We start from the raw sequence: 14,248 nt of genomic DNA on the forward strand, positions 1-14,248 counted from the left end.
GAACGTCAAGTGAGATTGAGCGGCCGGGGCGCAGTCCGCGCGCCTTGCGGTTATCCGGCTACGGCCGGTTCGTGGCGGAAATCTCAGGGATATCCGGGGAAATCGCACTCCACGTCTATCAGGGAGGTGGGACATCCGATATTGTATGTTGCGAGCTACTCATTCTGTGGTGAGCGCTAAGCTCGCCTCTATATTAACACCGCACCACTTCAAACCCTTGGGGCCGGTGCACGGCAAGGAGAAAGCCATGACAACTTCCGGTGTGGTTCCGCAGGCGCGGTTCAGCGCACAGGCCCGGCTGCGCGCATTGCAGTCGGACATTATGGAATTGATCCTTGAGCGCGAGCTTGAGGCCGGCGATCCCTTGCCCACGGAAAGCGAACTGTCGGTAGCCCTCGGCGTAGGGCGCAACACCCTCCGTGAGTCACTGAAGGTGCTCCAGGCGTTGGGCGTCATCGAAATCCGCCACGGGTTCGGGATGTTCGTCGCGCCGAGCAACTTCGACGCGCTCGCCGACGGGCTGACCTTCCGTGGCAGGCTCTCGCTGCGTCACCAGGGACTCGAAGCGCTGCAGTTGGTGGACGTACGCCAGGCCCTTGAGTCGGGACTGATTGGTTCCTCCATGGACGTGATGACCAAGGAGCAGTTGGCGTCCATTGAAGAATCGGTCAAGCAGATGGAGGAATTGGCAGGAGCCGGCGAGAACTTCGTTGCCGCCGACGCCGAGTTCCACCGACGCCTTTTCGAGCCCCTCAACAACGAGCTCCTCATCAACCTCATGGGCGTCTTTTGGAAGGTCTACCGCAAGATCCACGTGGAGATCGGCCCGGGCAACGAGGACCTCGTCAAAACAGCAGCGATGCACCGCGACATCTACGCCGCCGTTGCCGCGGGGGACAAGGTAGCGGCCGCTGAGCTGCTCAACCGGCATTTCGATGGCATTCGCCGCCGCATCAGCGAGGCCGTCGGCGAGTAACGCACTCCACCCAAGGGCCGCCGTCGTACTTTCACCGGAAGTACGACGGCGGCCCTTGCCGTTAACGGCGCGGCTCAGCTTCGCGGGTCAGTGGCCGCGCCAGCCGGCGATGAGGACTGTCCGGAGGTAGTCGTAGCGGAAGTCGTTGATGTTCGGCAGCTCCGACAGGGAAGCGATGCGGCGGGGGAGTGCGGTGCCGGTCAGTGCGCCCACGCCGAACATGTAGGCCCACTCGTGGAACCCGGGTGGTTTGTCCGGAAGGGCTTTGCGCATCACCTGGATGAAGTCCCTGGCCATGGGATCGAAGTATTCGGCAAGGATTCCGCGGTCGTGGGCTGACGGGTCCGAGGCCTCCCGAAGGACGAGGCGGGCGAACAGCTTTCCGTCCGCGGTTTCCTGCGCTTTCAGGGTCGGCATCAGGAAAGCGTCCACAATGCGTTCGACGGCGTCGGCCGCCGAAGCATCCACCGCGAGGACCTGCCGGCGGCGTTCCTCATTGAGGTACTGGTACCGGGCGAAGACGGCCCTGTAGAGCTCCAGCTTGGTGGCGAAATGGTAGATCACCAGGGGTGCCGTTGTGCCGGTTTCCTCCGCAACCGCCCGCATGGTGGTGCTTTCAAAGCCGCGGTTGGCGAACATTTTCACCGCGACATCCAAGATCTGCTCCCGGCGGCGGGTTCCGGCGGTATTTCCCTGTACTTCCGTGGACATGAGTCCCACCTTATCGGCCTCCTTGCTGGTCGGAGCTGTGAGCGTTGACACAAATTGAATGGGTGTATAAATTCTATTCCAGCAGAAACTGAACGGGTGTCAAAGTTCTCTTTCTGTTCCGGGCAACGATGCCCCCATCGAAAGGGATCCCATGAAACGTGGAACCAAGTGGTTCATCCTTGTTGGGTCGTTCATCATTTATCTGTTTGATGCACTGGAAATCGCAGTGCTGTCGTTCGCGCTACCGGCCATCAGTGCCGAACTGAAGCTGACCCCGGTTGCCGGCGGCCTCCTGGCTACCGCCACGCTGCTTGGCATGGGTTGTTCCAGCGTCGTGACCGGGTGGGTGGCGGACAACCGCGGCCGCCGCATCGCGCTCATCGGCTCCATGGCGGTGTTCGTTGCCCTGACGTCGGCGCTCTTCGTGGTGCCGAACTATGGCGTGTTCGTCGCCCTCCGCTTCCTGGCCGGCATAGGCCTTGGCGGAGTCTGGTCAGTTCTGTCCACGTACATTGTGGAGACCTGGCCCGCCGAACAAAGGGGGCGGGCCGTGGCATTCGTTTTGGCCGCCTATCCCTTGGGCGGGGCGGCCGCGGCGCTGATTGCAGGCGCTTTCATGCCCGATTGGCGGCTCCTTTTCCTGGTTACCGGTTTTTCGGCACTGCTGCCCTTGCTCATGGTTGTGTTCTTCTTCCCCGAATCCAGGGCCTGGCTGGAAGAACGCGCACGGCAAGAGAAGGGCAACGTCACCGTCAAAGAACTCTTCACCGGTACCTATCGCCGCCGCACAGTCATCGCCACCGTGGTGGCAGTCTGCGCATTCGTAGGTTTCTACGGAGCCTCAACGTGGATGCCCAGCTACCTCTCCACCGAGCGGGGCCTCGATCCCCGGCAGGTCAGCCTCTTCATGACCGTCCTCAACCTGGGCATGTTTGCCGGCTACATAGTGTTCGGCTGGATCGCCGACCGGATTGGCAGGCGCAACGCCATCCTGCTCTCCCTGGCCGGCACCGGACTGTTGATGCCGCTGTACGGCCTGGTCACCAACCAGTCGGTCCTCTTGTGGATGGGACCGCTGTACGCCTTCTTCATGACCTTTGCCGGACTTTTTGGTTCGTACCTCGGGGAGCTGTACCCCACCAGGATCCGTACCACCGGCGCCGGTTTCTGCTTCAACATCGGACGCGGAGTGGCGGCGTTCGCACCCCTGGCGATGGGTGGGATTGCAGCCTCCTGGGGGTTCTCCACCGGGCTGATCCTGTCCGGAGCAGTCTTCCTGGCCGGTGCTGCCCTCATGCTGCTCCTTCCCCATACCCACCGCGGCGCCTCCACGGACAACTCCCCAACCGACTTCCATTTTGAGAAGGAATCCATCAAGAATGCCTGACCTGATAGACCTTTCCGTCAGCCTCCGAGCCGGTATCGCCTCTGATCCACCCGGAATGACGCCGCATATTGACTACTACACCCACAAGGAAACGGCCAAGGACCTGGTGTCCTACTTTCCGGGGATGGGCGAAGAGGACCTTCCAGGGGAAGAAGGCTGGGCCATTGAGCGCATCAGTGCCACGACCCATACCGGTACACACCTGGATGCTCCCTATCATTACGCTTCCACCATGGACGGGGGAGCGCGCGCCATCACCATTGACGAAGTTCCCTTGGAGTGGTGCTTCGGCCGCGGGGTGAAACTGGACTTCCGTGGATTCGAAGACGGCTACGTTGCCACGGCCGCCGACGTCGAGGCCGAGCTTCACCGGATCGGGCACGAGCTGGTCCCGGGAGACATCGTGGTGGTCAACACCTCTGCCGGCACCCGGTACGGCTTTGACGATTACCTTTCCAAGGGTTGCGGAATGGGCCGCGAAGCCACACTCTTCCTTACCAGCCGGGGCGTTCGCGTCACCGGCACCGATGCCTGGAGTTGGGACGCCCCTTTCATCCACACCGCCAAGCGGTATGCGGAATCCGGCGATAACACGTTGATCTGGGAAGGCCACAAAGCCGGGATGGAGATCGGTTACTGCCACATCGAGAAACTGCACAACCTGGAAGCGCTCCCGGCCACCGGGTTCAATATTTCGTGCTTCCCGGTGAAGATCCACGGAGCCTCCGCAGGCTGGACCCGTGCTGTAGCCATTCTTGATTCCGGGGTGGCCGCGTGAAATTCTTCAGACTCCTCCTTGACGGCTTACCGCGTCTTGGCCAAGCCGACGACGACTTGGTGTCAGGCCGCCTGTACCCGGCAGGGCTCGATGCCTTCGACGTGCTGGACCGCCCCTGGACAGCAACGGAGGGTGAGCCCCTGGATTTCGCGGCGGTGGAACTGCTGCCTCCCGTCGTGGCTCCGACCATCCGGGACTTCATCACCTTCGAGCAGCACACCGTCGGAGCCCTGCGTTCAGTAGCCGCAGGGAAGGGCATTCCCTCCGCCTGGTATGACGCGCCGTCGTTCTATTTCACCAACCCGCACGCGGTGACCGGACACAACGCCACGGTCGCGATGGCTCCAGGTACCGGGCAATTCGACTCTGAGCTGGAGGTTGCGGCGGTCATTGGTGCGGACGGCTACAACCTCTCGGTGGAGGAAGCCGGCGAGCACATCGCCGGGTACATGATCCTGAACGACTGGTCCGCAAGGGATCTTCAGCGCGGCGAGATGACCGTGGGGCTGGGGCCGGCCAAGGGCAAGGACACCGCCACGTCCCTGGGCCCGGTCTTCGTGACCAAGGATGAACTCGCCGACGTTACTTCTGACGGCTTCTTGAATCTCTCCATGAGCGTTTCTGTCAATGGACGGGTTCTTGCCACGGATTCGCTGGCCAACATGGCGTGGACCTTCGCGGAGCTTGTGGCCTACGCCAGCAGGGGAACCTGGGTCCGTCGCGGTGACATCCTGGGATCCGGGACCAGCGGGGGCGGCTGCCTGGCTGAATTTTGGGGATGGTACGGGGCCATGACCCCGCCGCCGCTGGAACGAGGCGATGTTGTGAGCCTGACGGTGGAGCGTCTGGGTACTTTGACCAACCTTGTGGGCCGCGCGGCCCCTGTCCATGAGGTCCCCAAGGCCCGGCGGCGCGTGTACGCACCGCCGTTGCCGTTTATTCCGGACGCTTGAGCGGACGCCAAGGGCCGCCGTCGAATCTTCTGAAGAAGCCCGACGGCGGCCCTTGCGGTTTTCGGGACGGCTCGCCTGCCGCTGTTCTGGACATAAAAAAGACCCGCACCGGCGAACCGGTGCGGGTCTTGATTTGTGCGCCCAAAGGGATTCGAACCCCTGACCTTCTGTTCCGTAGACAGACGCTCTATCCAGCTGAGCTATGGGCGCATTTCGCGTGATTCTCTGCGGTCTGTTTCTCTGACCCCCTCGAACCTCAATAAACTTTACAGAAGTTCATGTGAAGTTCCAAATCGAGAAGCTGTAATCTGCGCAACTAGACCGGTCTACGTGACCTTAGTCACTTAAAACGCCGCGTCCTCAATCCGAATCGTTGATTTTTAGGGGTTTTTACTTTTCGAGTAGGTGGATGTCCGATGTCTGACAGGGGAATGGTCTGGTCCGCGGCCCCTATCGTTTAGGACACACCACTGAACCCGAGGAAGGGAACCGCAATGGGCGATCTGGCGCGACTGCCGCTGCTTGAGAAGGCACCTACTACGCATGCACGCCTGCTGGCTTGGGTTGAGGAAGTTGCCGAGCTGACACAGCCGGACCGCATCCACTGGGTTGATGGCAGCGAAGCAGAAAACAAGAAGCTCACCGACGAACTCGTCGAGGCCGGCACGCTGAAGCGGCTCAACCCGGAAACGTTCCCGAATTCCTTCGCGGCGTTCTCGGACCCCGCTGACGTTGCCCGCGTGGAAGAGCAGACCTTCATCTGCTCCGAAAACGAACGCGACGCAGGCTTCACCAATAACTGGATGGCTCCGGCTGAGATGAAGCAAAAGCTGCGCGGCCTGTTCGCCGGCTCCATGCGTGGCCGCACCATGTACGTCATCCCGTTCGTCATGGGCCACCTTGACGCAGAGGACCCCAAATTCGGCGTCGAGATCACTGACTCCGCCTACGTCGTAGCGTCCATGCGCATCATGGCCCGCATCGGCACCGACGTCCTGGACCGCATTACCCAGACCGACGCATTCTTCGTTCCCGCCCTCCACTCGCTGGGCGCACCTCTGGAAGCCGGCCAGGCCGACGTCGCCTGGCCCTGCAACCCGGACAAGTGGATCGTCCACTTCCCCGAAGAGCGCTCCATCTGGTCCTTCGGCTCCGGCTACGGCGGAAACGCCCTCCTCGGCAAGAAGTGCTACGCGCTGCGCATCGCATCGGTCATGGCCCGCGATGAAGGCTGGCTCGCCGAGCACATGCTCATCCTGAAGCTGACCTCCCCCGAGCAGAAGACCTACTACGTCTCCGCTGCGTTCCCCTCCGCTTGCGGCAAAACCAACCTCGCCCTGCTGGATCCCACCATCAAGGGCTGGAAGGTCGAGACCCTTGGGGACGACATCACCTGGATGCGCTTCGGGAAGGAAGGCGAACTCCGCGCCGTCAACCCCGAGGCCGGCCTGTTCGGCGTCGCACCCGGCACCGGTTGGGGCACCAACCCCAACGCCATGCGCGCCATCGCCAAGGGCAACAGCATCTTCACCAACGTTGCCCTGACAGATGACGGAGGCGTCTGGTGGGAAGGTATGACCGAGGAAACTCCGGCGCACCTGACCGACTGGCGTGGCGAGTCCTGGACTCCGGACTCCGATACCCCGGCAGCGCACCCCAACTCCCGCTTCTGCACGCCGATCGACCAGATCGACATGCTGGCCGAAGAATACTTCAGCCCGGAAGGCGTGGAGCTGTCCGCGATCCTGTTCGGCGGCCGCCGCAAGACCACCATCCCCCTGGTGACCGAAGCCCGCAGCTGGTCCAACGGCATTTTCATGGGCTCCACGCTGTCCTCGGAAACCACTGCTGCTGCCGCCGGTGCAGTCGGCGTTGTGCGCCGCGATCCCATGGCCATGCTCCCGTTCATCGGCTACGATGCCGGCGATTACCTGAACCACTGGGTCAACCTGTCGGCCAAGGCAAACCCGGAGCGGCTGCCCAAGATCTTCCTGGTCAACTGGTTCCGTCGCACGGCCGAAGGCGGCTTCGCGTGGCCCGGCTTCGGGGACAACGCCCGTGTCCTCAAGTGGGCCATCGAGCGCCTCGAAGGCAAGGCCGACGCCGTGGAGACGCCGATCGGGTTTGTCCCGACCGGCGAGTCCATCGACCTCGAGGGCCTGGACATGACTCCGGCCGAGGTTGAGGCCGCTGTTCGCGTCGATGCAGACGAGTGGGCAACCGAGCTGGCGTCCATCGAGGAATGGTTCGCTAACTTCGGCGAATCTCTCCCGGCGGCACTCCAGTCCGAGCTGGACGGACTCAAGACCCGTCTGGGCTAGACCTCTTAGGAACAACGGCGTTCTTAAGTGAACGACGACGGCCCGTCACCTTTCGTTGGAAAGGTGGCGGGCCGCCGTCGTGCTTGGTGCTGGAGTCCCTGGGCTGCAAGTTTCCCTGGCGGTCCGGCGTTAGTTTGCGAGCCAGACGTCCGGTCCAAAGACTTCGTAGTGGATCCGGGTGGCCGGAATCCCGGCGTCGATTGCTTCGTCGCGGATGGACTTCATGAAAGGGAGCGGGCCGCAGAGGTAAAGTGACGCGTCAGCCGGCAGGTCCATTTCGCGAAGGGACATAAATCCCTCCTTGGCTCCGGCGTGCGGCGTCTCCAGCCAGAGCTCGAGTTTGGCGTCGATCCTGGATGCGTCCTGGGTCATCTGGCCGCTGAGTGCCCAGTTGTCCATGGCCTTTTCGGCGTGGAGCACGATGACCTCGCGATCCGTGCCGGATTCGGCGAGTGAACGCAGGATGGATGCGGTGGGAGTGCAGCCGATGCCTGCCGAGGCGAGAATCACCGGTCCCTCACCGTCCTTGAGGGTGATCTCACCATAGGGATTCGAGATTTCCAGGATGTCACCGGGTTCGACGTCGGCATGCAGGACGGTGGACACCTCACCGCCGTCGTTGAGCTTGGTGGTGAAAATCCGGCTGGTGCCGGCATCGCCGGACAGCGAATACTGACGGACCTGTCGGAGGCCGTCGGCGAGCGTCACTTTGACGCTGACGTACTGGCCCGGTTTGGCTTCGGTGACCGGGGTTTCATCCGCGGGTTCCAAGGTGAAAGTAATGGAATCCTTGCCCGCGGGTTCCTTTGCGACCACGCGCCACGGCATCCACATCCGGTCGTTTGCCTGGCTAGCGTAGAGGTCCTTCTCGAGCTTTATCAGGGCATCGGCCATGAGCCAGTAGACCTCGGTCCAGGCCTCGGCAATTTCCGGGGTAATGACGTCGGCCAGATCCGCCGCGATTGCTGCGAACAGGTGCTTGTAGACCACGTCGTACTGTTCCTCGGTGATGCCCAGGGAAGCGTGTTTGTGAGCGATGCGGGAGAGGACCTTCTCGGGCAGGGAGTCCGGGTTAGTGAGCAGGTGCGAGGCGAAAGCGGCGATGCTCCCGGCAAGTGCCTTCTGTTGTTCGCCTGAACGCTGGTTGGAGCGGCTGAACAGGCCGTCCAACAGTCCGGGGTGCGCGGTGAAGAGGCGGTTGTAGAAATCCGCGGTGATTTCGCCTATCCGGGATCCGACCAATGGCAGGGTGGCTTCAATAACGGGACGGGATTTTTCCGAGAGCATGGTTCTCCTGGCGGTTGAGGCCGGGCCTTCTGTCCGGCCGGATAAATACACGCATTGGGAATGCATGTATTTACTCCAAGTTCTACACCTCGTAGAAATCATGTGCAAATTATGAAGCGGGAGGCTTCGTGAAGGCCTTTTGCGCGAGGCTATGGGCCGCTACTGCGCTGCAGGCATCCGGATCTCAGGCCGAAGACCGATTGACTGGAACACCGGGTTCATCTGCCGGGCGTGGGGAAGGGATGAGATGACCACCGCATCGAGCTCACGGTAGAACGCCTCCCTGGCGCGCGTCATGGCGTGACGGAGTCCGCACTCGGTGATGAGGGGGCAGTTCTTGGTGGGGGACTGGCACTCTGCCGGGTCCTGCCGGCTGTCCAAATGGCGCAGCACCTCGCCCACAGTGGCTTTCCGCCCGGCTTCGTTCAACCGGGACCCACCCAGCCGGCCCCGTTCGACGTCGATCAGCCCCAGTGAACGCAAACGGACCATGGCCTTGCTGACGTGGTTGTACGGAGTTCCAACAGCATCTGCCACTGCCTGGGTGGTCAGCAGTGCACCCTCGGGAGCTGCGGCCAACACCATGATGGCCCGAAGGCTCACATCTGCGAAGGCGTTGATTTTCATGGAATCAGTCTAGATCGTAGGTCTAGTCCACCCAGATGGATGGCTCGTGGGTGTCCGGTTCCATGGCAGCGAAGGTAAATCCCTCAGCTCCCGGGACATACGGGATGATGGCGGCCAGAACAGCACCATCACGGTGCTCCGCCGCGCCGTGAATGCCGTCTGAACCATGTTCGGGCAAACTGACATCGCTGACGATGGCAACCGCACGGTATTCATCCCGGCCTTGGCGCAAGAGTTCGTGAAGATCGGTCAGCATCTGACCGGCATCTACCTGGCCATCCTCGTCAGGTTCCCCGGGAGTCACCATGACGATCCGGAGTTCGCCATCACTCCCGAGCGTGATGCCGAAGGGGAAGAAGCCGCCATTCTGCTGGAGATGCTCCTGGGCGGTCCCGAGGCCAGTGCCCAGGGTCTCCCGGAGCTCGCGGTCCTGGGCTGATTCTTCCGATTCTTCCGGCACTGATTCGTCCGGGACGGCGCCAGAGCTTTGTTCGCTCATACTGACCACACCTGGGCGTCGGTAGGAATAACCGCCGAATCACCGAAAATGACCGCTCGGGATTGCCCGTCAATCTCGTACGGCTTCAAGATGTTCATGGACAGTCCTTCGGAGTGTTCGATGTGCAGTCGGACTGCGTCCACGGCCCCACCGTTTTCAACCTGAACCAGAACGTCCGACAGGATGCAGGTTCCCCTCAGCGTGTCTTTTTTGTTGCGGAAGCCCTCGGCCATCATCTGAACGGACTCCGCAGAATCTACTTCGCCGTCTGCGTTGGCCTCATGGTAGGCCATGTGATGCCCCAACTCGCCGGCGAGGTCGGTGGTGATCCCGTACGGGGCCAGACCGCCGTTCCTGGACAGCTGATCCTCGGCGAACGGAACTGCGACACCCACAAGCTTGAAAACATCCTGGATGGCCTGCTCCGAAAGTCCTTGGTGCCACCATTCCTCCGCTGGGGCCAGTGCCTCACCGTTCCACAGGTGGGCCGGCTGATCCTCGGCCCGGGGTTCGCTGAAAGTAGGGTGCTTGAGGAACTTCTTGCGCGTGAAGTCCACACGGATGAGCTGGGCAATGCCACTGCGGTGTTCAGCCCAAAGATGGAGTGTGTCCTCGGCCTTGCCCGATAGCGGATCCAGTACAGCCACCATGGCGTGGAGGTTCTCTGCATATCCAGCGAAGAGGTCGAGGGTCAATTTCACGGCTACCACTGGATCCGGGGGCATGGTCCCCCGGATTTCCTCGGGGACCTCGCCGTTCTGCACGATGCCCTCGGCGTCGAGCATAAAGACGAATGGGGCGAAGCTCTTGTTAAGGACCAGCCGGGCGTCTGCCAGCTTCAGAGCCTCGGCCACGACAGCAGCCAATTCGGACTCGGGAGAGGTTCGTTCTTCGGGCGAAAGCTGCATCATGCCAGCAGGCCTAGCCCCGGACCAAGGCAAGAACGCGGTCGCGGATCTTCTCCATGGTGGGCTGGTCCTTGGCCTCGGCGTTCAACCGCAGGAAGGGCTCGGTGTTGGACGGGCGGAGGTTGAACCACCAGCTGCCGTCCTTCGCGGTGAAGGTGCTGCCGTCCATGTGGTCGATCTCGATGTCTTCGCTTTCGAAGTCCACGCGGACACGCTCTACGGCGCCGGCTTTGTTTTCGATCTCGGAGTTGATTTCGCCCGACGAAACGTAGGGTTCGTATTGGCGGCCGAGTTCGGACAGCGGGCCGTCCTGCTCGCCGAGGGCAGCGAGTACGTGCATGGCTGCGAGCATGCCGGTGTCTGCGTTCCAGAAGTCCCTGAAGTAGAAGTGCGCGGAGTGCTCCCCGCCGAAGACCGCACCTTCCTTCGCCATGACGGCCTTGATGAAGGAGTGCCCCACACGGGTCCGGACGGCACGGCCGCCGTCCTTTGCCACGAGTTCGGGAACGGCCTTTGAGGTCAGGAGATTGTGGATGATGACTGGAGTTTCTTCCCCGGCCTTCCGTGCCCGGGCGATCTCGCGGCGGGCAACCATGCCAGTGATGGCCGACGGGGACACGGGCTCGCCCTTTTCGTCGATCACGAAGCAGCGGTCGGCGTCGCCGTCGAACGCCAGACCGATGTCCGCGCCGTGTTTGACGACCGCCGCCTGGAGATCGCGGAGGTTTTCCGGTTCCAGCGGGTTGGCGGGGTGGTTCGGGAAGGAACCGTCCAGTTCGAAGTAGAGCGGGATGATCTCGAAGGGCAGGGCCGGGAGCAACTTGTCTCCCAGGACGGCAGGGGTGGTGAGGCCGGCCATGCCGTTGCCGGCGTCGACCACGATCTTCAGCGGCCGGGAACCGGAAAGGTCCACCAGCTTGCGCAGGTACTCGGAGTAGTCCTTCAAGACATCATGGACACCGATCTCGCCGCGCGTCGCTGCGGACGGGATGGTGCCTGCGTTCAGGTACTGCTCCGCGAGTGCCTGGATCTCTTTCAATCCGCTTTCGGAAGAAATGGGTTGGGCGCCGGCCTTGGCCATCTTGATGCCGTTGTATTCGGCGGGGTTGTGGCTGGCGGTGAACGTGGCGCCGGCTGCATTCAGGGCGCCGCATGCGTAGTAGAGCTCATCGGTGGAGATCAGGTCCAGGAGTTGTACATTGGCCCCACGCGTGGCCGCGCCGTTGGCGAAGGCCTGGCTGAACTCCGGTGACGAAGGACGCATGTCGCCACCGACCAGGACAGTTTCGCCCTCAAGGCCCAGGACGTCGATGAAGGCAGCGCCGACTGCCTCGACGATTTCAGACGTGATGGATTCACCCACGATCCCCCGGACGTCGTACGCCTTGAAGGATGCCGAGAGGTCGAATGTCTTGTTCTGCTCGCTAGTCACGGGCTCAATCCTACTGTGGCTACCCAGCACGGCATGAACCGGGGGCCTCCCCATGTGGATAGCAGTCATCCACTGGCTGTTTATCCACATAGCTGATCTGCTCCGGTCTTGCTGTCAGGGGCGACTGGAATACTGGGGTCATGGCCAACAACTCCCCAAATACTGCCGCTCCCGTGCAATCGACAACCCAGCAGGAGGCACTGGCTTGCCTTCGCGAACTTGTAGGCCACCCTGAGGCGCAGTTCCACGATGGCCAGTTCGAAGCGATCGAGGCTTTGGTGGATGCCGGCCGAAGGGCGCTAGTGGTCCAGCGTACCGGCTGGGGAAAGTCCGCCGTCTACTTCGTTTCATCCTTGCTCTTGCGCCGCAGGGGAGCCGGACCGACCCTGATCGTCTCACCCCTGCTGGCGCTCATGCGTGACCAGGTGGCCGCCGCTGCGCGTGCAGGTGTCCGTGCTGTGGCCATCAATTCCGCCAACGCCCTTGAATGGGACACAGTCCTGGCCCAGTTGGCGGCAGACGAGGTCGACGTTCTCCTCGTGTCTCCCGAGCGCCTGACCAATCCGTCCTTCCGTGAGAACCAGCTTCCGGAGCTTATCCGGAGGACAGGGCTTCTGGTGATCGACGAAGCCCACTGTATTTCCGACTGGGGACACGACTTCCGGCCCGATTACCGCCGCATCTCCGACCTCATCGCCCAGTTGCCGGAGACCGTTCCAGTCCTGGCAACCACTGCTACTGCCAACTCCAGGGTGGTCCATGACATTGAAGAGCAGCTCGGCGCAGGAGTGCTGACCATCCGCGGGGGCTTGGGGCGGGAGTCGCTGCGTCTTGGGGTCCTTAATCTCTCCGACTCCAAGGACCGGCTGGGCTGGCTGCTGACCCACCTTGCAGACATGCCGGGGAGCGGCATCATTTATACGCTCACCGTCTCTGCGGCCGAGGACACTGCGCGGTTGCTTGCCGGAGCCGGACACAACGTGCTCTCTTACACAGGCAGGACCGATCCCGCTGACCGGGAGCGGGCAGAGCAACTGCTCAAGGACAATCAGGTGAAGGCGCTGGTGGCAACCTCTGCCCTGGGCATGGGCTTCGACAAACCCGACCTCGGCTTCGTGATCCACCTTGGGGCGCCATCATCACCGGTCGCCTACTACCAGCAAGTCGGCCGCGCGGGCCGTGGCGCCGCCAATGCCGATGTACTGCTCCTTCCTGGGTCGGAAGACCGTGAGATCTGGCAATACTTCGCTACAGCATCCATGCCGTCCGAGGAGAAGGCAGCTGCCGTGCTGGCTGTCCTCGGCGACGCCGGCACAGCCATGTCCACCGTCGCATTGGAAGCCCGCGTGGACCTTCGCCGGACGCCACTGGAATTGCTCTTGAAGGTTTTGGCGGTGGATGGCGCCGTCGAGCGCGTTGGCGGCGGTTGGCGGTCAACCGGCCGGCCGTGGAATTACGACGCCGAACGCTATGCGCGCATTGCCGAGGCGCGGGTGGATGAGCAGGATTCCATGGTGGTCTACCAGGACACGGCCGGTTGCCGGATGGAGTACATCACCTCGGTGCTCGATGATGAAACTGCTGCCGCCTGTGGACGTTGTGACAACTGTGCGGGCCGATGGTTCCCCGTGGAAGTGGCGGAATCGGCGGTGGAAGCGGCAGGCCAGACTCTTCGCCGGGCAGGAATCGCCATTGAGCCGCGCCTTCAATGGCCCAGCGGAATGGACCGGCTCGGTGTTGCGGTCAAGGGAAAGATCAAGCCCGACGAAAGCGTTGCCGAGGGACGTGTGCTGGCCAGGCTGACAGACCTGGGCTGGGGTGGCGCCCTCCGCGAACTGTTTGCTGCTGGCGCGCCGGACCGGGCCGTAGATCAGGGGATGCTGCAGGCATGCGTGCAGGTCCTGAGGGAGTGGTCAGGCGCCGAGGGTGGAACGCCGTGGAGCGGCGTCGGACGCCCGGTGGCCGTCGTCAGCATCCCGTCGCGAAGCAAACCGCAACTCGTGGATTCCCTGGCCCAGGGGATAGCCGGAATAGGCAGAATGCCGTACCTGGGGCAGCTCCAGCCCGCTCACGGTGGTCCAACCGGCGCGCGTGGCGGCAATAGCGCCTACAGGCTCGCCGGTGTGTGGGACCGGCTGGTGGTCGGGCCTGAACTTTCCCAGGCCCTGGCCGATATCGGGAGCCAGCCTGTGTTGTTGGTGGACGATCTGGTCGACAGCCGCTGGACGATGACGGTATCGGCGCGGGCTTTGCGGCAGGCAGGCGTAGCAGCGGTCCTCCCACTTGCATTGGCGCAAGCGGGGTAGCGGAAGGTAGGAAAGCGTCATTTTGTGATCGCTCCCACACCTGGTCTATAGGATCGAGGAAAC

12 protein-coding genes and 1 tRNA gene are annotated in these 14,248 nt (G+C 62.5%); 6 read left to right on the top strand and 7 right to left on the bottom strand.

Going from position 1 to position 14,248, the window contains the following annotated elements; genetic code table 11:
• The first annotated feature begins 247 nt into the window (after positions 1 to 247).
• Positions 248 to 976 (top strand): FadR/GntR family transcriptional regulator, encoded by a 729-nt coding sequence (locus PYR64_RS01885; RefSeq protein ID WP_018777949.1) that lies wholly within the window; start codon positions 248 to 250, stop codon positions 974 to 976.
• Positions 977 to 1,063: 87 nt separating this feature from the next.
• Here PYR64_RS01885 and PYR64_RS01890 read toward each other — a convergent pair whose 3' ends face one another.
• On the bottom strand, positions 1,064 to 1,687 hold the full coding sequence (locus PYR64_RS01890; protein WP_144027621.1) for a TetR/AcrR family transcriptional regulator: 624 nt from the start codon (positions 1,685 to 1,687) through the stop codon (positions 1,064 to 1,066).
• Between the two features lie 151 nt (positions 1,688 to 1,838).
• Here PYR64_RS01890 and PYR64_RS01895 point away from each other — a divergent pair, with 151 nt between their 5' ends.
• The 3 genes from PYR64_RS01895 to PYR64_RS01905 are packed head-to-tail and all read left to right on the top strand — an operon-like array spanning position 1,839 to position 4,805.
• Positions 1,839 to 3,074 carry an MFS transporter gene (locus PYR64_RS01895; RefSeq protein WP_275777983.1) on the top strand — a complete coding sequence of 412 codons (1,236 nt, stop codon included), beginning with the start codon at positions 1,839 to 1,841 and terminating at the stop codon, positions 3,072 to 3,074.
• Entirely contained in the window at positions 3,067 to 3,852 is a 786-nt protein-coding gene (locus tag PYR64_RS01900; protein ID WP_018777946.1) for a cyclase family protein, read from the top strand. The genes PYR64_RS01895 and PYR64_RS01900 overlap by 8 nt, the downstream gene beginning before the upstream one ends.
• Complete coding sequence (locus tag PYR64_RS01905; RefSeq protein ID WP_275777985.1) at positions 3,849 to 4,805, top strand: fumarylacetoacetate hydrolase family protein; 957 nt, start codon at positions 3,849 to 3,851, stop codon at positions 4,803 to 4,805. Before PYR64_RS01900 ends, PYR64_RS01905 begins: the two co-directional genes overlap by 4 nt.
• Positions 4,806 to 4,941: 136 nt before the next feature.
• On the opposite strand, the gene PYR64_RS01910 is transcribed toward PYR64_RS01905, so the two are convergent.
• A tRNA-Arg gene (locus tag PYR64_RS01910) sits at positions 4,942 to 5,015 on the bottom strand.
• 284 nt (positions 5,016 to 5,299) lie between these two features.
• Between PYR64_RS01910 and PYR64_RS01915 the strand changes: the two genes are divergently transcribed.
• Positions 5,300 to 7,126, top strand: coding sequence for a phosphoenolpyruvate carboxykinase (GTP) (locus PYR64_RS01915; protein WP_018777944.1), 1,827 nt, complete (start codon positions 5,300 to 5,302; stop codon positions 7,124 to 7,126).
• A 129-nt stretch (positions 7,127 to 7,255) separates the two neighbouring features.
• Here the strand turns inward: PYR64_RS01915 and PYR64_RS01920 are convergent, their stop codons facing one another.
• The 5 genes from PYR64_RS01920 to PYR64_RS01940 form a co-directional block, all read right to left on the bottom strand.
• Positions 7,256 to 8,413 carry a globin domain-containing protein gene (locus PYR64_RS01920; RefSeq protein ID WP_110505035.1) on the bottom strand — a complete coding sequence of 386 codons (1,158 nt, stop codon included), beginning with the start codon at positions 8,411 to 8,413 and terminating at the stop codon, positions 7,256 to 7,258.
• 159 nt (positions 8,414 to 8,572) lie between these two features.
• Positions 8,573 to 9,040 (bottom strand): Rrf2 family transcriptional regulator, encoded by a 468-nt coding sequence (locus tag PYR64_RS01925; RefSeq protein ID WP_018777942.1) that lies wholly within the window; start codon positions 9,038 to 9,040, stop codon positions 8,573 to 8,575.
• Positions 9,041 to 9,062: 22 nt separating this feature from the next.
• Positions 9,063 to 9,539: a hypothetical protein gene (locus PYR64_RS01930; RefSeq protein WP_275777990.1), complete on the bottom strand. Its 477-nt coding sequence runs from the start codon at positions 9,537 to 9,539 to the stop codon at positions 9,063 to 9,065.
• Positions 9,536 to 10,450, bottom strand: a complete 915-nt coding sequence (locus PYR64_RS01935) for a hypothetical protein (protein ID WP_275777992.1) — start codon at positions 10,448 to 10,450, stop codon at positions 9,536 to 9,538. The genes PYR64_RS01930 and PYR64_RS01935 overlap by 4 nt, the downstream gene beginning before the upstream one ends.
• 10 nt (positions 10,451 to 10,460) lie before the next feature.
• A complete protein-coding gene (locus PYR64_RS01940; RefSeq protein WP_275777994.1) occupies positions 10,461 to 11,879 on the bottom strand; it encodes a phosphomannomutase/phosphoglucomutase in 1,419 nt (472 codons plus the stop codon).
• A 140-nt stretch (positions 11,880 to 12,019) separates the two neighbouring features.
• Between PYR64_RS01940 and PYR64_RS01945 the strand changes: the two genes are divergently transcribed.
• On the top strand, positions 12,020 to 14,185 hold the full coding sequence (locus PYR64_RS01945; protein WP_275777996.1) for a RecQ family ATP-dependent DNA helicase: 2,166 nt from the start codon (positions 12,020 to 12,022) through the stop codon (positions 14,183 to 14,185).
• Positions 14,186 to 14,248: the final 63 nt, after the last annotated feature.

Source organism: Paenarthrobacter sp. Y-19 (genome assembly GCF_029223985.1).
GTDB classification, from domain to species: domain Bacteria; phylum Actinomycetota; class Actinomycetes; order Actinomycetales; family Micrococcaceae; genus Arthrobacter; species Arthrobacter nicotinovorans.

Excerpts from the sequence above, each read along its gene's own strand:
- PYR64_RS01885 (WP_018777949.1), top strand. The coding sequence starts at position 248 with ATGACAACTTCCGGTGTGGTTCCGCAGGCGCGGTTCAGCGCACAGGCC.
- PYR64_RS01890 (WP_144027621.1), bottom strand. The coding sequence starts at position 1,687 with ATGTCCACGGAAGTACAGGGAAATACCGCCGGAACCCGCCGCCGGGAG.
- PYR64_RS01895 (WP_275777983.1), top strand. The coding sequence starts at position 1,839 with ATGAAACGTGGAACCAAGTGGTTCATCCTTGTTGGGTCGTTCATCATT.
- PYR64_RS01900 (WP_018777946.1), top strand. The coding sequence starts at position 3,067 with ATGCCTGACCTGATAGACCTTTCCGTCAGCCTCCGAGCCGGTATCGCC.
- PYR64_RS01915 (WP_018777944.1), top strand. The coding sequence starts at position 5,300 with ATGGGCGATCTGGCGCGACTGCCGCTGCTTGAGAAGGCACCTACTACG.
- PYR64_RS01920 (WP_110505035.1), bottom strand. The coding sequence starts at position 8,413 with ATGCTCTCGGAAAAATCCCGTCCCGTTATTGAAGCCACCCTGCCATTG.
- PYR64_RS01925 (WP_018777942.1), bottom strand. The coding sequence starts at position 9,040 with ATGAAAATCAACGCCTTCGCAGATGTGAGCCTTCGGGCCATCATGGTG.
- PYR64_RS01930 (WP_275777990.1), bottom strand. The coding sequence starts at position 9,539 with ATGAGCGAACAAAGCTCTGGCGCCGTCCCGGACGAATCAGTGCCGGAA.
- PYR64_RS01935 (WP_275777992.1), bottom strand. The coding sequence starts at position 10,450 with ATGATGCAGCTTTCGCCCGAAGAACGAACCTCTCCCGAGTCCGAATTG.
- PYR64_RS01945 (WP_275777996.1), top strand. The coding sequence starts at position 12,020 with ATGGCCAACAACTCCCCAAATACTGCCGCTCCCGTGCAATCGACAACC.